The 26,710-nt window shown below is 68.6% G+C and carries 23 protein-coding genes; 16 read left to right on the forward strand and 7 right to left on the reverse strand.

Annotation, left to right across the window (positions count from 1 at the left end; translation table 11 throughout):
- The first annotated feature begins 48 nt into the window (after window positions 1-48).
- From V7Q42_RS12540 to aat, 7 genes are all read left to right on the forward strand, one after another.
- The gene (locus tag V7Q42_RS12540; RefSeq protein WP_333824422.1) at window positions 49-264 is read left to right on the forward strand and encodes a sulfur relay protein DsrC; all 216 of its coding nucleotides are present in this window, start codon (window positions 49-51) and stop codon (window positions 262-264) included.
- A complete protein-coding gene (locus V7Q42_RS12545) occupies window positions 264-494 on the forward strand; it encodes a DUF6967 family protein (RefSeq protein WP_333824423.1) in 231 nt (76 codons plus the stop codon). The genes V7Q42_RS12540 and V7Q42_RS12545 overlap by 1 nt, the downstream gene beginning before the upstream one ends.
- Before the next feature lie 128 nt (window positions 495-622).
- Window positions 623-2,050 (forward strand): M48 family metalloprotease, encoded by a 1,428-nt coding sequence (locus tag V7Q42_RS12550; protein ID WP_333824424.1) that lies wholly within the window; start codon window positions 623-625, stop codon window positions 2,048-2,050.
- A 59-nt stretch (window positions 2,051-2,109) separates the two neighbouring features.
- Window positions 2,110-2,865 carry a DsbA family protein gene (locus V7Q42_RS12555; RefSeq protein WP_442958193.1) on the forward strand — a complete coding sequence of 252 codons (756 nt, stop codon included), beginning with the start codon at window positions 2,110-2,112 and terminating at the stop codon, window positions 2,863-2,865.
- Between the two features lie 223 nt (window positions 2,866-3,088).
- Complete coding sequence (accB, locus tag V7Q42_RS12560) at window positions 3,089-3,580, forward strand: acetyl-CoA carboxylase biotin carboxyl carrier protein (RefSeq protein ID WP_333824426.1); 492 nt, start codon at window positions 3,089-3,091, stop codon at window positions 3,578-3,580.
- Window positions 3,581-3,591: 11 nt separating this feature from the next.
- Complete coding sequence (gene accC, locus V7Q42_RS12565; protein ID WP_333824427.1) at window positions 3,592-4,941, forward strand: acetyl-CoA carboxylase biotin carboxylase subunit; 1,350 nt, start codon at window positions 3,592-3,594, stop codon at window positions 4,939-4,941.
- 79 nt (window positions 4,942-5,020) lie between these two features.
- Window positions 5,021-5,698, forward strand: coding sequence for a leucyl/phenylalanyl-tRNA--protein transferase (gene aat, locus V7Q42_RS12570; protein WP_333824428.1), 678 nt, complete (start codon window positions 5,021-5,023; stop codon window positions 5,696-5,698).
- Between the two features lie 75 nt (window positions 5,699-5,773).
- On the opposite strand, the gene V7Q42_RS12575 is transcribed toward aat, so the two are convergent.
- From V7Q42_RS12575 to V7Q42_RS12585, 3 genes are all read right to left on the reverse strand, one after another.
- Window positions 5,774-6,490 carry a DUF2155 domain-containing protein gene (locus V7Q42_RS12575; RefSeq protein WP_442958194.1) on the reverse strand — a complete coding sequence of 239 codons (717 nt, stop codon included), beginning with the start codon at window positions 6,488-6,490 and terminating at the stop codon, window positions 5,774-5,776.
- Between the two features lie 153 nt (window positions 6,491-6,643).
- On the reverse strand, window positions 6,644-7,051 hold the full coding sequence (locus V7Q42_RS12580) for an NADH:ubiquinone oxidoreductase subunit NDUFA12 (RefSeq protein WP_333824429.1): 408 nt from the start codon (window positions 7,049-7,051) through the stop codon (window positions 6,644-6,646).
- Between the two features lie 30 nt (window positions 7,052-7,081).
- Window positions 7,082-7,843 carry a response regulator gene (locus V7Q42_RS12585; RefSeq protein WP_333824430.1) on the reverse strand — a complete coding sequence of 254 codons (762 nt, stop codon included), beginning with the start codon at window positions 7,841-7,843 and terminating at the stop codon, window positions 7,082-7,084.
- Window positions 7,844-8,552: 709 nt separating this feature from the next.
- Between V7Q42_RS12585 and V7Q42_RS12590 the strand changes: the two genes are divergently transcribed.
- The 3 genes from V7Q42_RS12590 (at window position 8,553) to V7Q42_RS12600 (ending at window position 13,195) form a co-directional block, all read left to right on the forward strand.
- Window positions 8,553-12,257: a vitamin B12-dependent ribonucleotide reductase gene (locus tag V7Q42_RS12590; protein ID WP_333824431.1), complete on the forward strand. Its 3,705-nt coding sequence runs from the start codon at window positions 8,553-8,555 to the stop codon at window positions 12,255-12,257.
- A 257-nt stretch (window positions 12,258-12,514) separates the two neighbouring features.
- Window positions 12,515-12,688, forward strand: coding sequence for a hypothetical protein (locus V7Q42_RS12595; RefSeq protein ID WP_333824432.1), 174 nt, complete (start codon window positions 12,515-12,517; stop codon window positions 12,686-12,688).
- A 342-nt stretch (window positions 12,689-13,030) separates the two neighbouring features.
- A complete protein-coding gene (locus V7Q42_RS12600) occupies window positions 13,031-13,195 on the forward strand; it encodes a hypothetical protein (protein ID WP_333824433.1) in 165 nt (54 codons plus the stop codon).
- 479 nt (window positions 13,196-13,674) lie between these two features.
- Here V7Q42_RS12600 and plsY read toward each other — a convergent pair whose 3' ends face one another.
- The 3 genes from plsY to V7Q42_RS12615 form a co-directional block, all read right to left on the reverse strand.
- The gene (plsY, locus tag V7Q42_RS12605; RefSeq protein WP_333824434.1) at window positions 13,675-14,292 is read right to left on the reverse strand and encodes a glycerol-3-phosphate 1-O-acyltransferase PlsY; all 618 of its coding nucleotides are present in this window, start codon (window positions 14,290-14,292) and stop codon (window positions 13,675-13,677) included.
- Between the two features lie 275 nt (window positions 14,293-14,567).
- Window positions 14,568-15,908: a dihydroorotase gene (locus tag V7Q42_RS12610; protein ID WP_333824435.1), complete on the reverse strand. Its 1,341-nt coding sequence runs from the start codon at window positions 15,906-15,908 to the stop codon at window positions 14,568-14,570.
- A gap of 8 nt (window positions 15,909-15,916) precedes the next feature.
- Window positions 15,917-16,873: an aspartate carbamoyltransferase catalytic subunit gene (locus V7Q42_RS12615; protein WP_333824436.1), complete on the reverse strand. Its 957-nt coding sequence runs from the start codon at window positions 16,871-16,873 to the stop codon at window positions 15,917-15,919.
- A gap of 166 nt (window positions 16,874-17,039) precedes the next feature.
- On the opposite strand from V7Q42_RS12615, the gene V7Q42_RS12620 reads away from it, so the two are divergent.
- From V7Q42_RS12620 to V7Q42_RS12630, 3 genes are read left to right on the forward strand one after another with little or no spacing between them, the layout of a single operon-like run.
- The gene (locus tag V7Q42_RS12620; RefSeq protein WP_333824458.1) at window positions 17,040-17,228 is read left to right on the forward strand and encodes a type II toxin-antitoxin system HicA family toxin; all 189 of its coding nucleotides are present in this window, start codon (window positions 17,040-17,042) and stop codon (window positions 17,226-17,228) included.
- Window positions 17,229-17,238: 10 nt separating this feature from the next.
- On the forward strand, window positions 17,239-17,637 hold the full coding sequence (locus tag V7Q42_RS12625) for a type II toxin-antitoxin system HicB family antitoxin (protein ID WP_333824437.1): 399 nt from the start codon (window positions 17,239-17,241) through the stop codon (window positions 17,635-17,637).
- Window positions 17,638-17,689: 52 nt separating this feature from the next.
- Window positions 17,690-19,333 (forward strand): acyl-CoA dehydrogenase family protein, encoded by a 1,644-nt coding sequence (locus V7Q42_RS12630; RefSeq protein ID WP_333824438.1) that lies wholly within the window; start codon window positions 17,690-17,692, stop codon window positions 19,331-19,333.
- A 97-nt stretch (window positions 19,334-19,430) separates the two neighbouring features.
- On the opposite strand, the gene V7Q42_RS12635 is transcribed toward V7Q42_RS12630, so the two are convergent.
- Window positions 19,431-19,616 (reverse strand): hypothetical protein, encoded by a 186-nt coding sequence (locus V7Q42_RS12635; RefSeq protein ID WP_333824439.1) that lies wholly within the window; start codon window positions 19,614-19,616, stop codon window positions 19,431-19,433.
- Between the two features lie 544 nt (window positions 19,617-20,160).
- On the opposite strand from V7Q42_RS12635, the gene topA reads away from it, so the two are divergent.
- The 3 genes from topA (at window position 20,161) to rnr (ending at window position 26,409) form a co-directional block, all read left to right on the forward strand.
- Window positions 20,161-22,821: a type I DNA topoisomerase gene (topA, locus tag V7Q42_RS12640; protein ID WP_333824440.1), complete on the forward strand. Its 2,661-nt coding sequence runs from the start codon at window positions 20,161-20,163 to the stop codon at window positions 22,819-22,821.
- 277 nt (window positions 22,822-23,098) lie between these two features.
- Window positions 23,099-23,986, forward strand: coding sequence for a GGDEF domain-containing protein (locus V7Q42_RS12645; protein WP_333824441.1), 888 nt, complete (start codon window positions 23,099-23,101; stop codon window positions 23,984-23,986).
- 77 nt (window positions 23,987-24,063) lie between these two features.
- On the forward strand, window positions 24,064-26,409 hold the full coding sequence (gene rnr / locus V7Q42_RS12650; RefSeq protein WP_333824442.1) for a ribonuclease R: 2,346 nt from the start codon (window positions 24,064-24,066) through the stop codon (window positions 26,407-26,409).
- The last annotated feature ends 301 nt before the right edge of the window (window positions 26,410-26,710 follow it).

The following is a 26,710-nucleotide window of genomic DNA, read 5'->3' on the forward strand; positions in this document are numbered from 1 at the left end:
TCGTGAGTTCCGTATGATTCCCGGAAACCCACGAATTCGGACGACCCGATGGCCAATCTTTCCGACCTGATCATCTCCCACCGCGAGATCACCTCCTATTGGGATCTCGAGAAACTCGTCGAAGCCGCGGCGCAGGACGGCATGGTGGTGCTGCACATGGATCTGAAGCCCGACTACCAGGACACGCCGCGCGACTGGCAGAAGCGGCTCGAACTCGCGTTCTATCGCGCCGGCGGCCACAAGCCCGGGCTGGGGAACCGCTGATGAGCGACCTCGAACGCACCGATCTCCTCACCCTCGCCGCGCCCTATCGTCGCGAGGTCCGGCTCGAGCACGTGGTCTTCGAGAGCGGCATGAAGATGCTGCGGGTCATCGTCCGCGAGGGCCATCGCATCACCCAGCTCGACCTCGACCCCGAGACGGCGAAGGCCTGGGGGGCCGCCATGACCGACTGGGCCGGGCGGATGGAGCGCGGAGAAGCGCCGCTGCCCTGAGGCGGGCCCGCCGCCTGCGCCGAGACCGGTCGACGGCGGCGAGAGCGAGCCGATCGATCCTCGCCTTGCCGTCGCCGCGATCGTCCGTCACCGTCGCGGTATCGGCGAAGAAGATGAGAGGCGGCCGCATGAGGAAACCGCTTGCGACGGAAACGGGCGCGCACCGCGCCGTGCGTCGCCGCGGTGCGCGCGGCCTGCGCGGAACAGCCGCCATCCTCCTCGCCGCCGTCCTCCTCCTGCCCGCCTCCCCCGCAGCGGCCCAGTCGCGCCGGCCCTCGTTCGTCCGTGACGCCGAGACCGAGGCGCTGCTCGGCGACTATGCCCGGCCGATCTTCAAGGTCGCCGGCGTTCGGGCCAAGGACGTCCGCCTCGTCCTCGTCGCCAGCCGCGAGTTCAACGCCTTCATCATCGACGGCGGCCGCATCTTCATGAACATCGGCGTGCTGATGGACGCCGCGACCCCCAACGAGGTGATCGGCGTCCTCGCCCACGAGACCGGCCACATCGCCGGCGCCCACCAGGTGCGCTTCCGCGAGGCGATGGCCCGGGCCCGGAATCTGGCGTTGCTCGGCGCCGCCCTCGGCGGCGCGGCGATGGTCGGCTCGATCCGTTCGGGCGGCGGCGCCCAGGCCGGTCAGGCCGGCGCCGCGGTGATGACCGGTTCGGCGAGCCTCGCCGGCGCCTCGCTGATGGCCTACGCCCGCACCGAGGAACTCGCCGCCGACCGCGCCGCCCTCAACTATCTCGAGAAGACCGGCCAGTCGGCCGAGGGCATGCTCGTCACCTTCCGCCGCTTCGCCGACCAGATGTTGGTGGCGCGCCAGGGCATGGACCCTTACGCCTTCTCCCACCCGATGCCGCGCGAGCGCATCTCGCAGATCGAGGATCTGGCGACCAAGTCGAAGTTTCACGACCGCAAGGACCCGCCGGCGCTGCAGGCGCGTCACGACCTGATGCGGGCCAAGCTCACCGCCTTCATGGACGATCCGCGCGCCGTCGGCGGCAAGTATCCGGCCTCCGACAATTCGCTCGCCGCCCGCTACGCCCGCGCCGTCGTCGCCTATCGCCGCAACACCCCCGCCGATGCCGTCCGTCTCACCGACGAACTGATCCGCGAGCACCCCTCGAACCCCTATTTCCACGAGCTGAAGGGCCAGACCCTGCTCGAATGGGGCAAGCCGCGCGAGGCGATCCCGGAACTGAGGCGGGCGGTCGAGCTCGCCCCCGCCGGTCCCGGCGCGCCGATCCGGGTGATGCTCGGCCACGCGCTGGTGGCGACCGAGGACAAGGGCCTCACCGACGAAGCGATCCGCCAGCTCACCATCGCCGCCGACCGCGACCGCCTCGACCCCTCGCCCTACCGGCACCTCGCGCGCGCCTGGGCGATGAAGGGCAACCTGCCCAAGGCCGACCTGATGGTCGCCACGGGGATGTTCGTCTCCGGCGACGTGAAGGAGGCGCGGAAATACGCGGCGCGGGCTCGAGACAATTTGAAGACCGGCTCGGCCGACTGGCTTCGCGCCGACGACATCGTGTCCTATAAGCCCGACGAATGATCGAACCGTCCCCGAAGACAGGCGCACTCCCGCGCCGCCGACACCCGGAGCCGCCCATGATGCGCCGCCTCACCCCCCTTCTCGCCGGCGTCGCCGCCCTCACGCTCGTCGGCTTCGCCCCGGCGCAGGCCCAGGCGCCGCTCGACAAGGCGGCGATCGAAAAAATCGTCCACGACTACATCGTCGCCAATCCGGAGGTGCTCGAGGAGGCGATGGCGGCGCTCGAGAAGAAGCAGGCAGCGGCGGCGGCCGCCGGTCACGCCAAGACCCTCGAGGAGAAGAAGTCGATCGTCTTCGACAGCACCCGCCAGGTGGTGCTCGGCAATCCCAAGGGCGACGTCACCCTGGTCGAGTTCTTCGACTACAACTGCGGCTACTGCAAGCGCGCCCTCGCCGACATGCTGACCCTCATCGACAAGGATCCCAAGCTGCGGATCGTGATCAAGGAGTTCCCGGTGCTTGGCCAGGGCTCGGTCGAGGCGGCGCGGGTCTCCATCGCGGTCGGCCGCGTCGCGCCACAGAAGTATCTCGACTTCCACAAGCGCATGCTCACCGGCCGCGGCTCCGCCGATCAGGCCAAGGCGATGGATGCGGCCAAGGCGGCCGGCATCGACGCCAAGGCGCTCGAGGCGGCGCTCGCCGACAAGGAGGTCTCCGCCACGATCGAAGAGGTCTACGGGCTCGCCTCCGCCTTCGGGCTGTCCGGCACGCCGTCCTACGTCGTCGGCAATCAGGTCTTCGCCGGCGCCATCGGCGCGGACAAGCTGGCGGCTCGCATCGCCGAGGCGCGGTGCACCCTCACCAAGAGCTGCTGAGGCGGCCCGGGGGGTGTTTCCCGCGACATATCCGGGGAGCGCGGCGGTCGCCGCGCCCGCGGGGCCTTGTTCGGGGCCGATGCCCCGCCTATAAAGCGCGACGCGCCGGACCCGCCGGCTCGGCTGCACGACGTGTCCCGAAGGAAATTTCCTGCACGTCGGAATGCAGCTGCCGGATCGCCCGAAGCGGGTCCCCGTCCGACACGAACCGAGATCCGACCCGATGGCCACCCCCAAGAAGCCTTTCGACACCGACTTCATCCGCGATCTGGCGATGCTCGTCGCCGAGACCGACCTGAGCGAGATCGAGGTGGAACAGGGCGACCTGCGCATCCGCGTCGCCCGCAACGTCCAGATCGTGGCGCCGGTCACCGTGGCCGCCCCGACCGCCGCCCATCACGCCCCGATCGCCGCGCCGGTCGCGCCCGCCGCCGCGGTGGCGCCGGCCGCCCCGGTGACGGAAACCGGCTGGGCCGATCACCCCGGCGTGGTGAAGTCGCCGATGGTCGGCACCTGCTATCGCTCGCCCTCGCCGGGATCGGCCGCCTTCGTCGACGTCGGCACCCGCGTCCGTGAGGGCCAGACGCTGCTCATCGTCGAGGCGATGAAGACGATGAACCAGATTCCGGCCCCCAAGGCCGGCGTGGTCACCGCCATCCTCGTCGAGGACGCGGCCCCGGTGGAGTACGGCGAACCGCTCGTCGTCATCGAGTGACGGGGGCCGTCATGTTCAACAAGATCCTGATCGCGAATCGCGGCGAGATCGCTCTGCGGGTGCTGCGCGCCTGCAAGGAGCTCGGCATCCGCACCGTGGCGGTCCATTCGACCGCCGACGCCGACGCCATGCACGTCCGTCTCGCCGACGAGAGCGTCTGCATCGGCCCGCCGAAAGCGTCCGAGAGCTACCTGAACATTCCCCAGATCGTCGCCGCCTGCGAGATCACCGGGGCGGAGGCCGTCCATCCGGGCTACGGCTTCCTCTCCGAGAATGCCCGCTTCGCCGAGATCGTCGAGGCCCACGGCGTCAAGTTCATCGGCCCCTCGGCCGAGCACATCCGCATCATGGGCGACAAGATCGAGGCCAAGCGCACCGCGCAGCGCCTCGGCATCCCGGTCGTCCCCGGCTCGGCCGGCGCGGTCGAGACGGTCGAGGACGCCGAGCGCTACGCCGAAGAGATCGGCTATCCGGTGCTGATCAAGGCGTCGGCCGGCGGCGGTGGCCGCGGCATGAAGGTCGCCAAGACCGCCGCCGATCTCCACGAGGCCTATGCGACGGCGCGCGCCGAGTCCAAGGCCGCGTTCGGCGACGACGCGGTCTACATGGAGAAGCTGCTGATCACGCCGCGCCACATCGAGATCCAGGTTCTCGGCGACGGCAAGGGTGGCGCGGTGCATCTGGGCGAACGCGACTGCTCGCTGCAGCGTCGGCACCAGAAGGTCTGGGAAGAAGCGAACTCCCCCGCTCTCAACGCCGAGGCGCGCGCCAAGATCGGCGGCATCTGCGCCAAGGCGGTGGCCGATCTCGGCTACGCCGGCGCCGGCACCATCGAGTTCCTCTACGAGAACGGCGAGTTCTATTTCATCGAGATGAACACCCGCCTGCAGGTGGAGCATCCGATCACCGAGGCGATCACCGGCATCGATCTCGTCTACGAGCAGATCCGCGTCGCCGCCGGCGCCGGGCTGTCGGTGACCCAGGACGACATCGAGTTCAAGGGCCACGCCATCGAGTGCCGCATCAACGCCGAGAACCCGGCGACCTTCACCCCCTCCCCCGGCCGGATCTCCTACTATCATCCGCCCGGTGGTCTCGGGGTGCGCGTCGACAGCGGCGTCTACCAGGGCTACAAGATCCCGCCCTACTACGACAGCCTGATCGGCAAGCTGATCGTCCACGGCCGCAACCGCGTCGAATGCCTGATGCGTCTGCGCCGCTGCCTCGACGAATTCGTCGTCGACGGCATCGAGACGACGATCCCGCTGTTCCGCAAGCTGATCGACAACCAGGACATCGCCAACGGCATGTACGACATCCATTGGCTGGAGAAGTTCCTGGAGACCAAGCCCTTCGACTGAGCCGGCGCGGCTCGTCGATCGTGAGACCAAGACCCTCGGCCGGGCGTCCCGTCCGGGGGTCTTCTCTTCGGAGATCTCCGTGGCCCGTCCTTTCCATCGGATCACCGCCGAGACCCTGATCCGGGCCTATTCGATCGGCATCTTTCCGATGGCCGAAACCGCCGACGACCCCGATCTCTTCTGGGTCGAGCCGGAGAAGCGTGGCATCCTGCCGCTCGACGGCTTCCACCTCTCCCGCCGCCTCGCCCGCACCGTCCGCGGCGATGGTTTCGCGGTCACCTGCGACACCGACTTCGAGGGCGTCGTCGCCGGCTGCGCCGCCCCCGCTCCCGGCCGCCAGGGCACCTGGATCAACGCCGAGATCCGCCGACTCTACGGCGAACTCTACCGGCGCGGGATGGTCCACACGGTCGAGTGCCGCAAGGACGGCGAGCTGGTCGGCGGCCTCTACGGCGTGTCGCTCGGCGGCGCCTTCTTCGGCGAGAGCATGTTCTCTCGCGTCACCGACGCCTCGAAGGTGGCGCTGGCGCATCTCGTGGCGCGGCTGAAGGTCGGAGACTTCGTCCTGCTCGACACCCAGTTCCTCACCGCCCATCTCGGGCGATTCGGCGCCGTCGAGATCCCCCGCCGCGCCTATCGCGCCCGCCTGGAGCAGGCCCTCGCCTTCACCGCCGACTTCCATCGGCTGGGCGGTCCCGGCGAAACGGTGGCGGGTGCGCGCGTCACGGAGCTTCTCGCCGAGCCGGCGGCGGAGTGATCGACGGCGGGTCGGTCGCAGAGGCGCGGCCGACGGCATGTCCCGGGTGATCTATGGACGGCGGCGGCCTTCGCGTCAGCGCAGCGGCGGCAATTCGCTGCGGGTCGGCAGCGGCGTGCCGTTCGGCTTCGGCGCGGCGACGGAAGGTGGTGCCACCTCGGGCGGCGCGCCGGCGTCGGCCTTCGGCGCCGGCGGACGCGGCGCGGCGGGCTTTTCGGCTGCGGCGGGCTGCGGCTTGGCCGCCGGCTTCGCCGGGGCCGCGGGCGCCGCCGGAGCCGCTGGCTCGGTCTCGGCGGTCTCGCCTTCGGTCGGCGGCGTCGCCGGAATGCCGGCCTTGGCGCGCGCCGCCGGGTCGTCGGTCGACATCTTGCAGTCGGTCAGCCACACATCGTAGACGGCGTGCTCGACCGCGTGGAGGCCGGGGCTGTCGGCGAACATCCAGCCGGTGAAGATGCGGCGGATCTTGTTGTCGAGGGTGATCTCGTCGACCTCGACGAAGGTGGTCGTCAGCGGCGCCATGGTCTGCGGCCGGGTGTAGCAGACCCGCGGCGTCACCTGCAGCGCGCCGAACTGCACCGTCTCGTCGATGGCGACGTCGAAGGAGATGATCCGCCCGGTGATCTTGTCGAGGCCCGAGAACGAGGCGATCGGCGTGGCGATCTTGGTGCCGTCCTCGGAAACCTGCGCGCGCTTCGGCGGCGCGGCCACCGCGGCGCCGGCGATGAGGAGCGCGACCGGCACGAACGCGAAACGTCCGAGGCTCCGGCGCCGGGACGTCTTCGGCGGGATCATCGAGGTGGTCGTCATCGTCGCTCCGAAACGGTCGGACGGCATGGAAACGGCGGTGCGGCGGATCGAACCACCGTCACCGCCGATCGATGACCGCCACTCGTGGCGAGGAGATGGCGAAGCGCGCAGGTCGCCGCGTTCCTCGCCGCCCCGGCCTCACTCCGGCTGCCAAGCCCGGTAGCCGGCGGCGCCGGCGGGCTTGCCGGAACCCAGGATCGAGCCCTGCGGGCGATGGGCCGCGGGGGTGCCGGTGGGATTGGGGCGATGCGGCTTCTGCCAGGGCCAGGGGGTGTAGCCCGTCTCCCGGCTCGGCGGCACGTCGGTCCGATGGTGCATCCAACCGTGCCAGCCCGGCGGAATGGCCGAGGCGTCGGCTTCGCCGGCGTAGATCACCCAACGGCGCTCGTGGCCGAAATAGGGATCGATCTTGCCGCCCTTGGTCCGGTAGTAGCGGTTGCCGAACTCGTCCTCGCCGACCAATTCGCCGTTGAGACGGGTGTGCCACCAGGTGCCGAAGGTCTGCCCCTTCCACCAAGTGAACAAGAAGATCCAGAACTGCTTCATCGACAAGGCCTCGCTCGGATGTCGAGGCCGTTATGACGCCTGATGCGACGCCTGTCCAGTCGACGTTTCGGCGGGGTCCCGACGCGTCGTCGGCGCGCCGAAGCCGGCCGCATGGCGGCGATCGAGCGGAACGCGGGACGCCTTGGAGACCTTCGGCGCCGGGGCCGGCTGGGCGGGTTTCGCCGCGGCGACCGGCGGCGCCGACGTCACTCGGGCGGGCTGGTCGCTCGGCGCCGGCCGTTCGACGGCGTTCGTCGGGGCGCGCAGCGTTCCCTCCTGCAGTTCGCGCCAGCGCTGGCGCTGGCCGGCGAGCAGTTCGTCGGCGCCCTGCAACACGAAGTAGCCGCGCGTCCGATCGAGCACGAAAGCGCGATCGTCGTGGATCGCCGCGTCGATGCGCTTCAGCACGTTCGACGGCGACAAGGGCTTGGCGAGGACGAAATGGATCCCCGAAGCGATCGCCTTCTCCACCAGATTGCGGGTGGCGTGACCGGTGATGAGAATCACCGGCACCGAGACCAGCGGTCCGGAGCGCGGATCGCGCATCGAACGGACGAGCGACAGGCCATCGGCATCCGGCAGGTTCCAATCGGTGATCAGGAGATGCGGCGGCTCCACCAGCATCGAACGGTAGGCCTCGCCGGCGTTGTCGAAGGTGCGCACCCGATGGACGCGGGCGGCGTTCAGCATCGACCGGACGATCGTCTGCATGGGCTTGGAATCGTCGACCACGACGACGTCGAGATCTTCGAGGGCGACGTCGTGCGCGCGATTGATTCGGATGTCCGACATGGACCGTTCCCCACCGTGGCTCCGCTCCTTCGGCCGCCGGCCGCAGGACCCCTCGGAGCCTTCCCCCGGGACACCCCGCCCCTCCCCGGTGAAACCGGGAAAAGCGGCGCGCCGCGCCGATTCCGACAACGTTCCGACGGCCTTCGCCCGGTTCGCTGGAGATCGACGCGAAGCCACCTTCTCACATCCGTCTGAAGACCGGGTTCAATCGAAACGCTGCATTTTCAAGGAATTCGATTCGAATTTTAGAGATCGCCGAGAGGTCCCTCGGCGGCGCTTCCGTCGTCCCCGTTTTCCACACGGTGGCCCACCATATTTAGCCGGCGCTACGTCGAAACACCCAAGCGCTTGACGCTCCTTCCGGACTCGGACTAGCTTTTTCCTCGTTCAGTACCGCGCGGCGCCGGTCGTCCGAGCCCACCGGATCTCCTGAGTGAAAAAAGAGTGTGATCGAGGCTTCCGGGCTGCGTCGTTCGACGTGTTCCGGGGCGACGCGGTTCCGTGTCCGCATCGCCGCCAGCGCCGGCCTCACGCCTTGTGGAAGGACCTCGTTAACCCTACATTTAGTGTTTGCGAGCACGCTGACCACAAGATATCCCGTTCCTCAGGACGGAATCATCGAAGCGAGGCGGCCACCGCCTCATGGGAAAGACGGAATCGGGAGGAAGGCCGGAGAGGCGCTTCCCGAAGGGCTCGAGGATCGAAGGACATGCGCATCGAACGTCGCTTCACGACGGCCGGCCGTTCGCCCTATCAGGCGATCGAATTCCGCACCACCACGAGCGAGATCCGCAATCCGGACGGCTCGGTGGTGTTCAAGCTCGACGGCATCGAAGTGCCGGCCGCCTTCTCCCAGGTGGCCGCCGACATCCTCGCCCAGAAGTATTTCCGTAAAGCGGGCGTGCCGGCGCGGCTGAAGCGCGTCGAGGAATCGACCGTTCCGTCCTGGCTGTGGCGTTCGGTGCCCGACGAGGCGGCCCTCGCCGAGCTGCCCGAGAAGGAGCGCTGGGGTTCGGAGAACGACGCCCGTCAGGTCTTCGACCGTCTCGCCGGCACCTGGACCTACTGGGGCTGGAAGGGCGGCTATTTCGACGCCGAGGCCGATGCCCTCGCCTTCTTCGACGAGCTGCGCGCCCAGCTCGCCCTCCAGCTCGTCGCCCCCAACAGCCCGCAGTGGTTCAACACCGGTCTGCATTGGGCCTACGGCATCGACGGTCCGTCGCAGGGCCACTTCTACGTCGATTTCGCCACCGGCGAGCTCGTCCGCTCGGCCTCGGCCTACGAGCATCCGCAGCCGCACGCCTGCTTCATCCAGTCGGTCGCCGACGACCTCGTCAACGACGGCGGCATCATGGACCTTTGGGTGCGCGAGGCGCGCCTGTTCAAGTACGGCTCCGGCACCGGCTCCAACTTCTCCCGGCTGCGCGGCGAAGGCGAGCGGCTGGGCGGCGGCGGCCGTTCCTCCGGCCTGATGAGCTTCCTCAAGATCGGCGACCGCGCCGCCGGCGCCATCAAGTCGGGCGGCACCACCCGCCGCGCCGCCAAGATGGTCGTCGTCGACGTCGATCACCCCGACATCGAGGAATACGTCAACTGGAAGGTGAAGGAGGAGCAGAAGGTCGCCGCCCTCGTCACCGGTTCCAAGACCGTCGCCAAGCATCTCTCGGCGGTGATGAAGGCCTGCGTCAACTGCGAGGGCTCGAACGACGACTGCTTCGATCCGGCGAAGAACCCGGCGCTGAAGCGCGAAATCCGCGCCGCCAAGAAGGCCGCGGTGCCGGAGAACTACATCAAGCGGGTGATCCAGTTCGCCCGCCAGGGCTACACCGACATCCACTTCCCCGTGTTCGACACCGATTGGGATTCGGAAGCCTATCTGACCGTCTCCGGCCAGAACTCGAACAACTCGGTGCGCGTCACCGACGGCTTCCTCAAGGCGGTCGAGAGCGACGGCAAGTGGGACCTGATCCGCCGCACCGACGGCAAGATCAAGAAGACCATCGACGCCCGCGCCCTGTGGGAGGACATCGGTCACGCCGCCTGGGCCTCGGCCGATCCCGGCATCCAGTTCCACACCACCATCAACGACTGGCACACCTGCCCGGCGTCCGGTGAGATCCGCGCTTCCAATCCGTGCTCCGAGTACATGTTCCTCGACGACACGGCCTGCAATCTCGCCTCGATCAACCTCCTGCCCTATCGCACCGCCGACAACGGCTTCGACATCGACCGCTACGAGCACACCTGCCGTCTGTGGACGATCGTGCTCGAGATCTCGGTGCTGATGGCGCAGTTCCCGTCGAAGGAGATCGCCGAACTCTCCTATCGCTACCGCACCCTCGGCCTCGGCTACGCCAACATCGGCGGCCTGTTGATGACCTCGGGCATCCCCTACGACAGCCCGGAAGGCCGGGCGATCTGCGGGGCGCTGTCGTCGATCATGACCGGCGTCGCCTACGCCACCTCGGCCGAGATGGCCAAGGAACTCGGCGCCTTCCCCGGCTACGCCGAGAACGCCGAGGAGATGCTGCGGGTCATCCGCAACCACGCCCGCGCCGCCCGCGGCGAAGCGGAGGGCTACGAGAAGCTGTCGATCGCCCCGGTGCCGCTCGACCACGCCTCCTGCCCGAACAAGGGGCTGATCACCGCCGCCACCCGCGCCTGGGACGAGGCGGCGGCGCTCGGCGAGAAGTTCGGCTACCGCAACGCCCAGGTCTCGGTCGTGGCGCCCACCGGCACCATCGGCCTGGTGATGGACTGCGACACCACCGGCATCGAGCCCGACTTCGCCCTGGTGAAGTTCAAGAAGCTGGCCGGCGGCGGCTACTTCAAGATCATCAACCAGTCGGTGACCTCGGCGCTGCGCGTCCTCGGCTACCGTGAGAGCGAGATCGCCGAGATCGAGGCCTACGCCGTCGGTCACGGCTCGATCGATCAGGCGCCGGGCGTCAACCCGACCACGCTGAAGGCGCGCGGCTTCACCGACGAGGCGCTGACCAAGGTCGCCGCAGGTCTCAAGTCGGCCTTCGACATCAAGTTCGTGTTCAACAAGTGGACGCTGAGCGAGGCCTTCTGCGTCGATACCCTCGGCTTCTCGGCCGAGCAGCTGAACGATCCGTCCTTCGAGATGCTGCCGGCGCTCGGCTTCACCAAGGCCGAGATCGAAGCCGCCAACATCCACGTCTGCGGCGCCATGACGGTCGAGGGCGCGCCGTTCCTCAAGGCCGAGCATCTGCCGGTCTTCGACTGCGCCAACCCCTGCGGTCGGACGGGCAAGCGCTTCCTCTCGGTGGAGAGCCACATCCGCATGATGGCGGCGGCCCAGCCGTTCATCTCGGGGGCGATCTCCAAGACCATCAACATGCCCAACGACGCCACCGTCGAGGACTGCAAGAACGCCTATCTCCTGTCCTGGCGTCTGGCGCTCAAGGCCAACGCGCTCTATCGCGACGGCTCCAAGCTGTCGCAGCCGCTGAACGCCCAGCTCGTCGCCGACGACGAGGACGAGGCGGAAGAGGCGATCGAGGCGATGCGGTCGAGCGAGCCGGCGCAGTCGCGCGCCGCGGTCATGGCCGAACGGATCGTCGAACGGATCATCGAGCGCAACGTCCGCAACCGTGAGAAGCTGCCGAACCGCCGCAAGGGCTACACCCAGAAGGCGATCGTCGGCGGGCACAAGGTCTACCTGCGCACCGGCGAATACGACGACGGTCGCATCGGCGAGATCTTCATCGACATGCACAAGGAAGGCGCCGCCTTCCGCTCGTTGATGAACAACTTCGCCATCGCGGTGTCGCTGGGCCTGCAGTACGGCGTGCCGCTCGAGGAATACGTCGACGCCTTCACCTTCACCCGCTTCGAGCCGGCCGGCATGGTGCTCGGCAACGAGGCGATCAAGAACGCCACGTCGATCCTCGACTACGTGTTCCGCGAGCTGGCGGTCTCCTATCTCGGCCGCCACGACCTCGCCCACGTCAAGCCCGAGGACATCGGCGCCACCGCCATGGGCTCCGGCGTCGAGGAGGGCTCCAAGCCCACTCCGGGCCCGGAAGCGGTGGTCTCCCGCGGCCTCGTTCGCGGCAAGGTGGCCGAGCGTCTGAAGGTGGTGGAAGGGGCGAAGTCGACCTCCGGCGGCCAGCCGGCGGGCTCCGTCTCCCACACCCAGACCGCTGCCTCGGCGATCGCCGCCGTCTTCGGCGCAACGGCGCTGAAGCAGGACGCGGCCTACGAGACCCGTCCGGCCACCGCCGGCAAGACCGAGGCGAAGACCGACACCGTCGCCGAGCGTCGCGCCGAAGCCCGCATGAAGGGCTACGAGGGCGAGGCCTGCACCGAGTGCGGCAACTTCACCATGGTGCGCAACGGCACCTGCCTGAAGTGCGACACCTGCGGGAGCACGAGCGGCTGCTCGTGAAGCAACACCGCAGGGAATGGCGAATTCCGCGCACCTCCTGGGTGCGCGGAAATCATAAATCGAACAAATCAGGAATCAACCTGAGAAAGAAAAAGCCGAGGAGTCGCCTCCCCGGCTCTACCCGTGAAGCCCTAGCCGGACTACTGACGGGCGACGAACACTGCCGAAACAGCATCCTCGTTAGCACCCAGGACTGTTGCGGATTCGGTGATGAGAGTCGAGCGGAACGCCGGCGATTTTCTACAGGTGAAAATATCATGGCGACCAATCCTCCGTCTGGCGACGGCCACCGCAACGGGGCTGTCAGAGATCGCTCCCAGGTCTTCAATCCGAAGACCGAGACATGGACCAAACGCGACGCCGACACCGGCAGGTTCATGGATGGGAAGAAGGACGGCACTCCGTTCAAGGGTGTGCGCAAGGAAAAGTGACGAGACCGGGCGGTCTCCCACAATGCACATATCCCATGAAGAAGGACGCGCCCCTTCCGGGGCGTGTCGCGTTTTCGCACGGTCGGCGGGAGGCTGCTCCGGGCCGGAGCCCGGAAGTGCGCGTCGAGAGGCCGGCGCCACCACGCCGCCCGCCATGTCCAAACCACCATACCGGTCAGACTTCGCCCGGCCCGTGTCAAGTAAATCGAACGCGTATGTTCACATCCGGAGACCGAGACGAAGACCTCGGAAAATTCATCGTCCGTATTGCCTACGCAGTCGGGCGCATGGAAAAATGTCGGGATGGAGAGTAAGAACTCGCCTCCGAAAGGCCGACTCGAAATGCATACGCACAAAGACCATTCGCGGCGCCTGATCGTCACCATCGGCGTCGCCGCCACCCTCGTCGCTCTCCTCACGGCACACCACGAGAAGCTCGTCCCCGCCTCGCCCGAGGCGGCGCTGCGGCAGGCCGCGGTCCAGGACGCCGTGCCGCCGATCCACTGACGGGCGTTCCCCTCCGATCCGATTCTCGGCTCGTCGGCCCGGCCTCGTGCCGTCGGCTCGGTCTCACACCGTCGGACCAGGATACGAAGCCGCCTTCTCCCGTCGCGGGACCTTCGCGCAATTTTCGACCCGGCGGATCTTCCGCTTCGAAGTTGCCACCGGCATCACCCGGACCATGGACCGTCATCCCCGGCCGAAGCGAAGCGCAGGGGAAGGGGATCCATGGGCGTTTCAACGAGTGGAGACCATGGATCCCCTTCCCTCGCCTTCGGCTCGCCGGGGATGACGGTCGACTTCTGGGCGACGAAATCGGCCATTCGCCGCTCGGACGAATTACGCACCGGCTCCCTCGCGGGAGAAGGAAGGAGGCGCGTTCGCGCCGCCGGAGCCGCGCGGGCCGCGCCGAGCGGCCGCGGGCCGAGTTCGGCCATGACGGACATCGAATTCGAGATCTTCGCCGGCCGTTCGCCGCCGCCGGGTCAGACGTCCGACGCCGCCGGTGCGTCCTTCTTCTTGCCGATCTTCGGCTCGGTGCCGGCCAGCAGCCGGGCGATGTTCTCCTTGTGGCGGATCCACACAAGCACGGCGAGGGCGATCAGCACCGCGGCGAGCGTCGTCGAGACCCAACCGCCGATCCACATCGCCACCGGCACCACCGCGGAGGCGGTCAGCGCCGCCAGCGACGAGATGCGGAAGATCCCCGCCATCGCCAGCCACACGCCGCAGAAGGCGAGCGCCGCCGGCCAATGGAGGCCGAGGAGGCAGCCGATGTAGGTCGCCACTCCCTTGCCGCCCTTGAAGCCGAGCCAGACCGGGAAGAGATGGCCGAGGAAGGCGCCGACGCCCGCCGCCATCGCCGCGCCTTCACCGGCGAACTGGCGGGCGATCAGGATCGCCACCGTGCCCTTGAAGACGTCGGCGAGGAGCGTCGCCGCGGCGAGGCCCTTGCGGCCGGTGCGCAGCACGTTGGTGGCGCCGATGTTGCCCGAACCGATCGAGCGGATGTCGCCGAGCCCGGCGGCACGCGTCAGCACGAGGCCGAAGGGGATCGAGCCGAGGCCGTAACCGAAGACCAGAGCGACGAGGATCGCGAGCATGGGGCGCGGGCTCCGAAAAGGATACGACCGATCCGACGTATGCCCATTTCGATCGAGATTCGAAACGGGCATTCCATCGCCTGATCGTCCCCTCCCCCCCTGGAGGGGGAGGGACAGGGAGGGGGGGGGCGGGGAATCGCCCCGAGTATCGAGCGCCTAAGGCGCGGAACCGTCACCCCCCCTCTCTGTCTCTCCCCCTCCAGGGGGGAGAGGACCGGAGGATAGCGCCTTCGACTCGCGGGCGCCGCAACGTGGGGACCCCGCTCCGAGCGTGATCAGTCGATGACGTGGATCGTACGCCCGCCGACCAGCGTGCGCACCACCCGGCCGGCGAATTTCGCGTCCTCGAACGGCGTGTTCTTCGAGCGCGAGGCGAGCGCCGCCTTGTCGAGGAGCCACGGCATGCCCGGGTCGATCACCGCCAGATCGGCGCGCGCGCCCGGCGACAGCCGCCCCGCCTCGAGCCCCAGCCGCTCGGCCGGACGCAGCGACAACGCCTCGACCATCCGCTTCCACGAGACCCGACCGTCGTGGACGAGCCGCAGCGCCGCCGCCGCCAGCGTCTCGAGCCCGACCGCGCCGTCGGCCGCTTCGGCGAAGGGGTGGCGCTTGGTCTCGACGTCCTGCGGATCGTGACCGGAGACGACGATGTCGATGACGCCGGAGGCGAGCCCCTCGATCATCGCCTGCCGGTCGTCCTCGGAGCGCAGCGGCGGCGAGAATTTGAGGAACGACCGGTAGGTGCCGATGTCGAGTTCGTTGAGGGAGAGGTGATTGATCGACACCGCCGCGGTGACGTCGAGGCCCCGCGCCTTGGCGATGCGCAGGATCTCGACCGAATCCGCCGTCGACACCTGACTGGCGTGATAGCGGCCGCGGGTCAGCGCCACGAGCCGCATGTCGCGCTCGAGCATGATCGTCTCGGCCTCGCGCGGGATGCCCGGCAGGCCCATGCGGGTGGCGAACTCGCCTTCGGTGGCCACACCGGCGCCGGCGAGCGAGGGATCCTCGACGTGATGGACGATCAGCGCGCCGAAATCGCGGGCGTAGGTCAGCGCCCGGCGCATCACCAGCGACGAGGCGACCGAGTGGCGCGCGTCGGTGAAGGCGACCGCGCCGGCTTCCGAGAGCAGACCGAACTCGGTGGTCTCCTTGCCCTCCTGGCCCTTGGTCAGCGCCGCCATCGGATGGATGCGGACATCCGCCTCCTCCCGCGCCCGGCGCAGCACGAAGTCGACCAGCGCCGGATCGTCGATCACCGGATCGGTGTCGGGCATGGTGACGATGGTGGTGACACCGCCCGCGGCCGCGGCGCGGCTGGCCGAGGCGAAGGTCTCGCGATGCTCGTGGCCCGGCTCGCCGAGGAAGACGCGCATGTCGACGAGGCCCGGCACGATGACCTTGGCCCGCGCGTCGACCACTTCCCAGCCTTCCGGCGAACCCTGGTTCAACACCTCGGGGCCGGCGGCGAGGATGCGCCCCTCGGCGACGATCACCGAGCCGACCGCGTCGAGATCGCGCGAGGGATCGACGATGCGGGCGCCGGCGAAGACGGTGGGGCGGTGATCGGCGCTGCGGCGGTCGCCCAGGCGCGCGTCGGGAGCTTTCGGCGTCATCGGCGGCCTCAGCTGTTGGGAAGGTGTTCGGCGAGCGCTTCGAGCACCGCCATGCGCACGGCGACGCCCATCTCGACCTGTTCGGCGATCAGCGACTGCGGCCCGTCGGCGACTTCCGGATCGATCTCGACACCGCGGTTCATCGGACCGGGATGCATGACCAGCGCATCCGGCGCGGCGTGGTCGAGCTTCTCCTGGTCGAGGCCCCAATAATGGAAGTACTCGCGCACCGAGGGCACGAAGGAGCCGTTCATCCGCTCCCGCTGCAGCCTGAGCATCATGACGATGTCGGCGCCCGCCAGCCCCTTGCGCATGTCGGTGAAGGTCTCGACCCCGAGGCGATCGACGCCGGAGGGAAGAAGCGTCGACGGCCCGATCAGCTTCACCCGCGCACCGAGGGCGTTGAGCAGCAGGATGTTGGAGCGGGCGACGCGGGAATGGACGATGTCGCCGCAGATGGCGACGGTCAGGCCCTCGATCCGCCCCTTGTGGCGGCGAATGGTGAGCGCGTCGAGCAGCGCCTGGGTCGGGTGCTCGTGGGCACCGTCACCGGCGTTGATCACCGAGCAGGAGACCTTGCGGGCGAGAAGATGCACCGCGCCGGCGGCGTGATGGCGCACCACCAGGATGTCGGGGCGCATGGCGTTGAGCGTCGCCGCCGTGTCGATCAGTGTCTCGCCCTTCTTCACCGAGGACGAGGCGACCGACATGTTCATCACATCGGCGCCGAGGCGTTTGCCGGCGATCTCGAACGACGACTGGGTCCGGGTCGAGGCCTCGAAGAACAGGTTGATCTGCGTGCGGCCACGCAGAACGTTCTTCTTCTTCTCCACCTGACGGGAGACGTGGACCTCCTCCTCCGCCTTGTCGAGCAGCGCGAGGATCTCGAGCTGCGAAAGCCCCTCGATGCCGAGGAGATGGCGATGGGGAAAGGCGGGGGTGGGGTTCGATGGAGCGCTGGTCATCGAAGAGGAGGTCATACGGTGTCCGGGGGCTGGAGACAAGGGCGGGGCGGGCCGCCGTCCAGAGGATTCGCCGCAACGGCCGGGTCCGATTGAACTTCTCGGTCGCAGTGTGTATGAATACACAATTGCTGCGGAGAACTCCGGCGTGAACCCCAAGCGTCTCACAATGAGTCCCAAGGACGTCGTGAAACGCTTGGAAGCGGAAGGGTGGTATGTCGCGCGTCGAGGCCCCGGCGACCACCTTCAGCTGAAACACCCGACACGCCCCGGTCGCGTCACGGTCGACACGGGGGTGCGAGAGATCCCGATCGGCACGTTGCGCTCGGTCTTCCGGCAAGCGGGATGGACCTGGTGAGGAGAACGGGATGGCGCAGGTCTACGCTCTGATCCACGAGGCGGAAGGATACTTCGGCATTTCCTTCCCGGATTTCCCCGGTTGTGTCGCCGGCGGCGCCACCGCCGACGAAGCCTTGGCGCGCGGCCGCGACGCCCTCGCCTTCCATGTCGCGGGGATGATCACCGACGGCGAACCTCTGCCGCGACTGCGCGGTCTCGACGAGTTGCGCCGGGATCCGCAATTCGAAACGGACGCCGAAGGAGCGGTCGTCGCTCTCGTCGCCCTCGACCTCCCCGGACGGTCGGTCCGGGTGAACGTCTCGCTCGACGAAACTCTCCTCGATCAGATCGATCGCGCCGCCAAGGCCCGTGGAGAGACGCGATCGGGCTTCCTCGCGTCCGCCGCGCGAAGCCGCCTCGCCGGCTGACCCTGTCGGCCCGCCTCCGCTACACTTCCTCCGATCGAATCGGGGGGCGGACATGTCGGGGGCGACGGGGAAGACGGGCGCGGCGGGGATACCGTCCTTCGCGCCGCGCAATCTCTTCGACGACGACCCGATCCTGATCGGCGCGCTGGAGAGCGTGCTCACCGCCGAGGTCGAGACGGCACTCTCGGAGCACGGCGCCTATTGGGGGTCGGCCGAGATCCGGGAACTCGCCCGCCTCGCCGAGGCGAACCCGCCGCGCCTCGTCGATCGCGACGCCTGGGGCGAACGGCTCGGCGTCGTCGAATACCATCCGGCCCGCCACGCACTGGTCCGCCGTTCGGCGGAGACCGGCATCGGCGTCTCCCTCCACGAGGACGACAGCCCCGACAAGGGCCGGCGCCACGTGATGCGGACCGCGCGTCTGTTCCTCGCGGCGCAGACCGACACGGCCCATCTCGCGGCGATGTCGACCACCTCGGCGGTCCTCGGCGCGCTCGTGGCGGACGGCGAGGTCGGCGCCGAATGGCTGATCCGCGCCTCTTCCCGCCGTCACGACCATCGCTACACCCCGGTCTCGGCCAAGGCCGGCGTGGCGCTCGGCTTCGGGCTGGTCGAACGCGACGGCACCTTCCCGGCGGCGCCGACCGGCAATCGGGTCGCGGCGACCGAGACCGGCGAATGGCGTCTCGACGGGCGCGCCTGGTTCGTCGCCGCGCCGATGAACGACGCGGTGCTGGTCGCGGCGGCCGGCGAGGAGGGAACCGGGCTCTTCCTGGTGCCGCGCTTCCGTCACGACGGATCGGTCAACGGCGTCGAGATCGAACGGCTGAAGCCGACGCTCGGGACGCGTGGCGAGGCGATCGCCGAGTTGCGCTTCGTCGACGCCGAGGCGGTCGCGGTCGGCCGTCCCGATCAGGCGCTCGATCTCGCCGGACGCGCGCTGCTGCTGATGCGCCACGACGCCCTGACCACCGCCACCGGGCTGATGCGCGGGGCGCTCGCCCGGGCGGTCCATCACGTCCGCCATCGCACCATCGCCGGCGAGCCGCTGTTCGACCAGCCGCTGATGGCGCGGGTGCTCGCCGACGCCGCCCTCGACGGCGCCGCCGCAACCGCCCTCGCCATCCGGATCGCCATCGCCCTCGACCGTGCCGAGGCCGACGAACGCGAGGCGGCCTACGCCCGTCTGGTGGTGCCTTCGGCGAAATACTGGATCGCCAAGAGCGCCGTCGCGGTCACCGCGGAGGCGCTCGAGTGCCTGGGTGGAAACGGGTTCGCCGAGGATCACGACCTCGCCCGCTTCTATCGCGATGCGCCGCTGACCGGCTTGACGGCGGGCGCCGGCAACGTGCTGGCGCTCGAGGTGCTCCGTCTCGCCGACGAGGCACCGGAGACCTTCGCGGCGGCGATCGCGGCGATCGCCGTCGACCTCGATCACCGGTCGAGCGCGGAATCGGCGGAAACCATCCGCGCCGCGGCGGAAGCCTGCATCGCCGATCAGGGCTCGGCCCGCATCCTCACCGAACAGGTGGCGCTGGTGGCGGCGGCGGCGGCGCTGCACCGCTTCGCTCCGCGGGTGATCACCGACGCCTTCACCGACAGCCGGCTCGCCGGTCCCTGGCGGGCGAGCCACGGTATGCTCGACGGCCGTTTCGATGCACACGGCATCGTCGACTACGTCTTCCCGCCACCGTGAACATCCACACTCGGAGAAGAATCGAGAACGGGACGAGCCCGGAAGGGGCGCTCGCGTCGCGGCGCGCAACGCCGCCGCCGCGGCTCCGAGGTGGACTTCACTCGGGCTGCGATCGCGACGGCGCGACGGCTTTCGAGGCCGCTTCGAGCCGCGCCATGTCGATCAGATAGGCGAGGAAGCCGTAACCGGAATTCTGCGCCAGATCGCGCAGCTGCGTCGCGACCTGCTCGATGTAGGCAGCCGCTTCGTCCGGTTTCGTCGGTGATCGAACCGCACCGATCATTCGATCGCCTTTCGCCGCCGGGACACCTCGGATTCCGCCCCCCTCTCGGACGCGCGACGGCCCGTCCGATCGGCGGAGGAAGCGGGAGCGGAGGCGATCGAGACCCGGCGTCCCGACCTTCCGTCTTCCCGTATCCGATCGTATTGATTGCTGTTTTTCCGTCTATCTACCACCGGTTGTATTTTTCCGGTTCTCGGGTGAAAACGACGTCGCGGGTGCCGCGGAGACGTCTGCCCCTTGACCGACCTCCCGCGAGGTCGCATTCAAGAGAGCCTTCGAAGCGAGATATTCTTTTCGAGAAGCTCGCTTCGGTTGTAGTCGGTTGTATTCGACCCTTTTCCGAGTATCGCACCCCTCGCCTTTCGATACAACGGCGCGAGCGGTGGTCCCCATCGGGATCGCGCGAACAGGGAGTGGACCGAGGGCTCGCCATCGAGGCGGCTCGGTCGAGACGCGATCGTTCGCACCATGGTGCGGGCGGTCCGACGGAACACTCGGGGTCGGTCGTCGTCCGACCGGTCGGGACTCTGGAGCGACACGGTTCATGAACGTCGTCATCGTCGAATCGCCGGCCAAGGCGAAGACCATCAACAAGTACCTCGGCTCCGGGTTCACGGTGCTGGCCTCCTATGGCCACGTTCGCGACCTGCCGGCCAAGGACGGGTCGGTGCGTCCCGACGACGACTTCGCCATGGACTGGGAGGTCGACGGCAAATCGGCCAAGCGCCTCTCCGAGATCGCGCAAGCCGTGAAGAAGGCCGACAAGCTGATCCTCGCCACCGACCCGGATCGCGAGGGCGAGGCGATCTCCTGGCACGTGCTCCAGGTGCTGCGCGACAAGCGCGCCCTGAAGAGCCAGCCGGTCGAGCGCGTCGTCTTCAACGCCATCACCAAGCAGTCGGTGCTCGACGCGATGAAGAAGCCGCGCGACCTCGACGTCGCGCTGGTCGACGCCTATCTCGCCCGGCGCGCGCTCGACTATCTCGTCGGCTTCACGCTGTCACCGGTGCTGTGGCGCAAGCTCCCCGGTGCGCGCTCCGCCGGCCGCGTCCAGTCGGTGGCACTCCGGCTCATCTGCGACCGCGAACACGAGATCGAGACCTTCGTACCGCAGGAATACTGGTCGATCCTCGCCCGTCTGGCGACGCCGGCCGGCGACGAGTTCGACGCCCGGGTCGTCGGCTTCCAGGGCAAGAAGCTCGGCCGCCTCGACGTCGCGACCGGCGGCGAGGCGACCCGCATCCGCGAGGTGCTGGAGAAGGCGGCGATCTCGGTCGCCTCGATCGAATCGAAGCCGGTCAGGCGCCACCCCTTCCCGCCCTTCACCACCTCGACCCTGCAGCAATCGGCGAGCTACGCCCTCGGCATGAGCGCGGCGCGCACCATGCAGGTGGCTCAGCGCCTCTACGAGGGCATCGAGATCGGCGGCGAGACGGTCGGCCTGATCACCTATATGCGTACCGACGGCGTCGACATCGCGCCCGAGGGCATCGCCTCGATCCGCAAGGCGATCGGCCAGGAGTTCGGCGACCGTTACCTGCCGGAGGTGCCGCGCAAGTACACCGCCAAGGCGAAGAACGCCCAGGAGGCGCACGAGGCGATCCGCCCGACCGACCTCGCCCGCCGGCCGAAGGACGTGGCCAAGTTCCTCGAGCCCGAACAGGCCAAGCTCTACGAGCTGATCTGGAAGCGCACCGTCGCTTCGCAGATGGAGTCCGCGATCCTCGACCGCACCACGATCGACATCGAGGCGCTCGGCGGCGGCGAGACGGTCGCGCTGCGCGCCACCGGGTCGGTCGTCAAGTTCGACGGATTCCTCAAGCTCTATTCGGAAGGCCGTGACGACGAGGAGGACGAGGAGAACAAGCGTCTTCCCGCCATGGCGGAGCGCGATGCGCTCGCCCGCCGCAAGGTGACCGTCGACCAGCACTTCACCGAGCCGCCGCCGCGTTTCACCGAAGCGACGCTGGTGAAGAAGATGGAAGAGCTCGGCATCGGCCGGCCCTCCACCTATGCCGCGACGCTGCAGGTGCTGCGCGACCGTGAATACGTCACCCTCGACAAGCGCCGCCTGATCCCCGAGGACAAGGGCCGCCTCGTCATCGCCTTCCTCGAGAGCTTCTTCCGGCGCTACGTCGAATACGACTTCACCGCCGACCTCGAGGAGAGCCTCGACAAGATCTCGGCCGACGAAGCCTCGTGGAAGGAGGTGCTGCGCGCCTTCTGGGCGGAGTTCTCCGCCGCCATCGAGCAGACCAAGGAGCTGCGCGTCGCCGACGTGCTCGACGCCATCGACGAACTCCTCGGCGCCCACATCTTCCCCGAGAAGGCCGACGGCTCCGATCCGCGCGTCTGTCCGTCCTGCGGTGGCGGCCGGCTGTCGCTGAAGCTCGGCAAGTTCGGCGCCTTCATCGGCTGCTCGAATTATCCCGAATGCCGCTACACCCGCCAGATGCAGGCGACCGGCGTCGACGGCGACGGCGGTGAAGGCGGCGAGGCCGACGGGCCGAAGGTGCTCGGCACCGATCCGGTGAGCGGCCTCGAAGTGACGCTGCGCGCCGGCCGCTTCGGCCCCTATGTCCAGCTCGGCGAGGGCGACAAGCCCAAGCGCTCGTCGCTGCCGAAGACCTGGTCGCCCGCGGCGATGGATCTCGCCAAGGCGCTGGCGCTCCTGTCGCTGCCGCGCGAGGTCGGCCTCCATCCCGAGACCGGCAAGCCGATCACCGCCGGCCTCGGCCGCTTCGGACCCTTCGTGCTGCACGACGGCACCTACGCCAACCTGCCTTCCCCCGACGAGGTGTTCGAGATCGGCCTCAACCGCGCCGTGACGCTGATCGCCGAGAAGCAGGCGGGTGGACGCCGCGGCCGCGGCACACCGGCGGCGCTGAAGGACCTCGGCGAGCATCCCTCCCTCGGCTCCGGCTCGATCACCGTGCGCGACGGCCGTTTCGGCCCCTACGTCAATCACGGCAAGATCAACGCGACCCTGCCCAAGGGCATGGCGCCGGACAGCGTGACCCTCGACGTCGCCGTGGCGCTGCTGGCGGAGAAGGCCGCCAAGTCGCCCGGAAAGCCGGTCAGAAGCGCCGCGGCGAAGGCCCCGGCGAAAGCCGAGGCGAAACCGGCGGCGAAGAAGAGCCCGGCCAAGAAGAGTGCGGCGGCGGCCAAGAAGCCCGCGGCGCGCAAGGCGAAGGCCGAGGACTGATCCGCCGGCCGGCACGAAACCGGTCGGCCGGACGGCGAACGATCGGCGGATCCTGCCGTCGCATCCTCGATGAGGCTGCCGAACGGCGATCCGTCGACACTCGCGGAGCGCGCTCGAAACGGGCGCTGCACGTTTTGATATCGATTACGTAACGTTATTCGGTATTTTACGATATCCGGAAAACCGATGTTAGGACTCCGTCGGTTAGCGTTCTTCGGTTCGAGCAGCTTTGCCTGGAGGGGCGAACGGGCGCTCGAGGGGACGAGGAACGGCAACCGTGAACGCGATCGGATCGCTCTTCAGACTGGCTTCGCGCCGCAGCATTCGCTGCCGGCGTGACCTCTGGTTCTTCGTCGCTCGCACGAACAGCTACATCGTCGCTCTCGCAGCGATCGCCGCCGCCATTCAGAGCTGGCACACCGGCGTCGAAACGATCGCGGTCACCGTTTTCGGCGTCGCCGCGATCGCCGGGCTTCTGACCCTGCCGATCCTCTGGGAATTCGGCAGCATGTACCTGGACTTGTGGAAGTCGACGCAGGTCCTGCGCGATCTCGCCGCCAAGGATCAGCAGACCGGCCTTCTCAACAACCGCTCCTTCGTCGGCGCCGTCGAGGAACGGCTCACCGCCCACCGCTACGTCGCGTTGCTCGTCGGCGACCTCGACCGTTTCAAGACGATCAACGACCTCCACGGCCATCTCGCCGGGGACGAGGTCATCGCCGCGGTCGGCGAGACTCTGCGCGACATGTTCGACGAGATCGCCGTCCTCGGCCGCATGGGCGGCGAGGAATATGCGGTGATGATCGAATGCCCCTTCGTCGATCCCGAGATCGCCCATGCCCACGCCTCCGCCCTGGCCGAGGAGATGCGCCGCCGCATCGCCGGCATCGTGGTGTCGACCGAGCGCGGCGAGGTGAACCCGTCGATCTCGATCGGCATCGCCTGGAGCACGCCCGCCTCGACCTTCTCCGAGCTCTACGCTCGGGCCGACAAGGCGCTCTACGTCGCCAAATCCGCCGGTCGCGACCGCGTCGTCGGCGAATACGAGATCGAGTTCCTCGATCCCGAGCGGGCGCTGTCTCGACGCCAGGACCTGGGTTGGCGCCCCGTCGCCGATCGCGCGGCGGAGGCGGACGTCGACCATCGCTCCGTCCGCTGGGCCTGAGAAACGATCGGCCGCGGGACCGATCCGCCGCGACATCGCCCACTTGAAGGTCTATCCTCGGCGCCCCGATCCGCCTGATGAGACCGCACTTGGCCCGCCGCCCGAAGACCCCCGCCCCCACCCGTCCCGCGACCCGTCCGAAACTCGGCGACGCACTTCCATCCCGCGAAGAACTGCTCGCCTTTCTCGCCGAGAACCCCGGCGCCGCCGGCAAACGCGACATCGCCCGTGCCTTCGGCATCACCGGCGGCGCCAAGATCGCGCTGAAGCGGGTGCTGCGCGAGTTGCAGGCCGAGGGCGTGGTGGAGAAGCGGCGCAAGCACTTCACGCCGGCCGGGCAGCTCACCCACGTCTTCGTCGCCGACGTCACCCGTCGCGACGCCGACGGCGAACTCCTCGCCACGCCCGACGAATGGGACGAGGACGATCACGGCCCGGCGCCCCTCGTGCTGGTGCTGCCCGAGCCGAAGGGCCGCCGCGCCGGTCCCGCTCGTCCCGCCGCCGGCATCGGCGACCGGCTGCTGCTGAAGCTGGTCGACGACTACGACGATCTGCCGGAGGGCATCACCTACGCGGCGCGGATCCTGCGCGTCCTCGACAAGAAGCCGCCGGCGATGCTCGGCGTCGTCCGTCTGGTGCCCGGCGGCGCCCGCATCGTGCCGATCGACAAGAAGGGCCGCGAGATCGAGGTTTCGACAGCCGACCTGAACGATGCGCAGGAGGACGACCTCGTCGCCCTCGATCTGATCCGCTCCGGCGGCCGTCTCGGCCTCGCTCGCGCCAAGGTGCGGTCCGTCGTCGGCTCGATGGCGTCGGAGCGCGCCGTCTCCGAGATCGCGCTGCACGTCCACAACATCCCGCACGTCTTCCCGACCGCGGTACTGGTCGAGGCCGAGAGCTGCACGCCGGCGCCGCAGGGGCGGCGCGAGGACTGGCGCGACCTGCCTCTCGTCACCATCGACCCGCCCGACGCCAAGGACCACGACGACGCGGTTCATGCGACCCCCGACACCGACCCGGAGAACCCCGGCGGCTTCGTCGTCACGGTGGCGATCGCCGACGTCGCCCACTACGTCCGGCCCGGGGCGGCGCTCGATCGCGAGGCGCTGCATCGCGGCAACTCGGTCTATTTCCCCGATCGCGTCGTGCCGATGCTGCCCGAGCGCATCTCCAACGACCTCTGTTCGCTGAGGGAGAGCGAGGTGCGCCCGTCGATGGCGGTGCGGATGATCTTCGGTGCCGACGGGCGCAAGAAGAGCCACACCTTCCACCGCATCCTGATGCGCTCGGCGGCCAAGCTCTCCTATCAACAGGCGCAAGCGGCGATCGACGGCCGCCTCGACGGCAAGACCGAGACCCTGATCGACGGCGTGCTGAAGCCGTTGTGGGCGGCTTATGCGGTGTTGAAGCGCGGACGCGACAACCGCGAACCGCTGGAACTCGACCTGCCCGAGCGCAAGATCCTGCTTAAGCCCGACGGCACGGTCGACCGGGTGATCGTCCCCGAACGTCTCGACGCCCACAAGCTGATCGAGGAGTTCATGATCCAGGCGAACGTCGCCGCGGCGGAAACCCTCGAGAAGCACCGGGTGCCACTGGTCTACCGCATCCACGACGCCCCTTCCGAAGAGAAGGTGACGGCGCTGAAGGAGTTCCTCTCGACCCTCGACATCAAGCTCGCCTCGCGCGGCGGGCTCAAGCCGGCGATGTTCAACGCGATCCTCGCCAAGGTCGTCGACACGCCGAAGGCCGGCCTCGTCAACGAGGTGGTGCTGCGCTCGCAGGCGCAGGCCGAGTACAATCCGCAGAACATCGGCCATTTCGGACTGCATCTGAAGCGCTACGCCCACTTCACCTCGCCGATCCGCCGCTATGCCGACCTGATCGTCCACCGAGCGCTGATCCGGGCGCTGGATCTCGGCCCCGACGGTCTGCCACCGCAGGTCGACGACAAGCTGGAGGCGATCGGCGCCGAGATCTCGGCGGCCGAGCGCCGCGCCATGGCGGCGGAGCGCGACACCATCGACCGGCTCATCGCCCGCTGGCTGATGGACAAGATCGGCGCCACCTTCCGCGCCAAGATCTCGGGCGTCACCAAGTCGGGCCTGTTCGTCCGCCTCGACGAGAGCGGCGCCGACGGCTTCGTCCCGGCCGCCACCATCGGCGACGACTACTACGTCTACGATCAGGCGACCCACGCGATGATCGGCAGCCGCACCGGCGAGACCTGGCGGCTCGGCGACACCGTCGAGGTGAAGCTGGTCGAGGCCCAGCCCTTCGCCGGCGCGCTGCGCTTCGAATTGATGTCGGAAGGCACGATCGAGCGCGGCATGGGTCGCAAACGGATCGCCGCCGCGATGGCGCGCAACAAGGTGCGCGGCGGCCCGAGCCGGGGGCGCAAGGGCGCCCCGCGGCGGAACTGACGGCTCGGCGGATTTCCTCTCGAGGGATCCACCGTTTTCGAAACCGCTTCCGAAGTCGCTTGGACCATGAGCCGTCATCCCCGGCCGAAGCGAAGCGGAGGGGAAGGGGATCCAGCGGCTGTTCAGCGAGTCGAAGGGTCCCTGGATCCCCTTCCCTCGCCTTCGGCTCGCGGGGGATGACGGCTGAAATCGAGGCGACGAAGTCGGTAGATCGGCGCTCCGGCGAATTGCTCGAAGGTCCCTCGTGGGAGACGGGACACCGGGGCGAGGTCCGGTTCGGCCCGATCGGCGCCGACGTTCG

This window comes from Pinisolibacter sp., from assembly GCF_036782435.1.
GTDB lineage: Bacteria > Pseudomonadota > Alphaproteobacteria > Rhizobiales > Ancalomicrobiaceae > CALBKH01.

Coding starts and splice junctions, on each gene's coding strand:
- V7Q42_RS12540 (WP_333824422.1), top strand. CDS start 49: ATGGCCAATCTTTCCGACCTGATCATCTCCCACCGCGAGATCACCTCC.
- V7Q42_RS12545 (WP_333824423.1), top strand. CDS start 264: ATGAGCGACCTCGAACGCACCGATCTCCTCACCCTCGCCGCGCCCTAT.
- V7Q42_RS12550 (WP_333824424.1), top strand. CDS start 623: ATGAGGAAACCGCTTGCGACGGAAACGGGCGCGCACCGCGCCGTGCGT.
- V7Q42_RS12555 (WP_442958193.1), top strand. CDS start 2,110: ATGCGCCGCCTCACCCCCCTTCTCGCCGGCGTCGCCGCCCTCACGCTC.
- accB (WP_333824426.1), top strand. CDS start 3,089: ATGGCCACCCCCAAGAAGCCTTTCGACACCGACTTCATCCGCGATCTG.
- accC (WP_333824427.1), top strand. CDS start 3,592: ATGTTCAACAAGATCCTGATCGCGAATCGCGGCGAGATCGCTCTGCGG.
- V7Q42_RS12575 (WP_442958194.1), bottom strand. CDS start 6,490: ATGATCCCGCCGAAGACGTCCCGGCGCCGGAGCCTCGGACGTTTCGCG.
- V7Q42_RS12580 (WP_333824429.1), bottom strand. CDS start 7,051: ATGAAGCAGTTCTGGATCTTCTTGTTCACTTGGTGGAAGGGGCAGACC.
- V7Q42_RS12585 (WP_333824430.1), bottom strand. CDS start 7,843: ATGTCGGACATCCGAATCAATCGCGCGCACGACGTCGCCCTCGAAGAT.
- V7Q42_RS12590 (WP_333824431.1), top strand. CDS start 8,553: ATGCGCATCGAACGTCGCTTCACGACGGCCGGCCGTTCGCCCTATCAG.
- V7Q42_RS12595 (WP_333824432.1), top strand. CDS start 12,515: ATGGCGACCAATCCTCCGTCTGGCGACGGCCACCGCAACGGGGCTGTC.
- V7Q42_RS12600 (WP_333824433.1), top strand. CDS start 13,031: ATGCATACGCACAAAGACCATTCGCGGCGCCTGATCGTCACCATCGGC.
- plsY (WP_333824434.1), bottom strand. CDS start 14,292: ATGCTCGCGATCCTCGTCGCTCTGGTCTTCGGTTACGGCCTCGGCTCG.
- V7Q42_RS12610 (WP_333824435.1), bottom strand. CDS start 15,908: ATGACGCCGAAAGCTCCCGACGCGCGCCTGGGCGACCGCCGCAGCGCC.
- V7Q42_RS12615 (WP_333824436.1), bottom strand. CDS start 16,873: ATGACCAGCGCTCCATCGAACCCCACCCCCGCCTTTCCCCATCGCCAT.
- V7Q42_RS12620 (WP_333824458.1), top strand. CDS start 17,040: ATGAGTCCCAAGGACGTCGTGAAACGCTTGGAAGCGGAAGGGTGGTAT.
- V7Q42_RS12625 (WP_333824437.1), top strand. CDS start 17,239: ATGGCGCAGGTCTACGCTCTGATCCACGAGGCGGAAGGATACTTCGGC.
- V7Q42_RS12630 (WP_333824438.1), top strand. CDS start 17,690: ATGTCGGGGGCGACGGGGAAGACGGGCGCGGCGGGGATACCGTCCTTC.
- V7Q42_RS12635 (WP_333824439.1), bottom strand. CDS start 19,616: ATGATCGGTGCGGTTCGATCACCGACGAAACCGGACGAAGCGGCTGCC.
- topA (WP_333824440.1), top strand. CDS start 20,161: ATGAACGTCGTCATCGTCGAATCGCCGGCCAAGGCGAAGACCATCAAC.
- rnr (WP_333824442.1), top strand. CDS start 24,064: ATGAGACCGCACTTGGCCCGCCGCCCGAAGACCCCCGCCCCCACCCGT.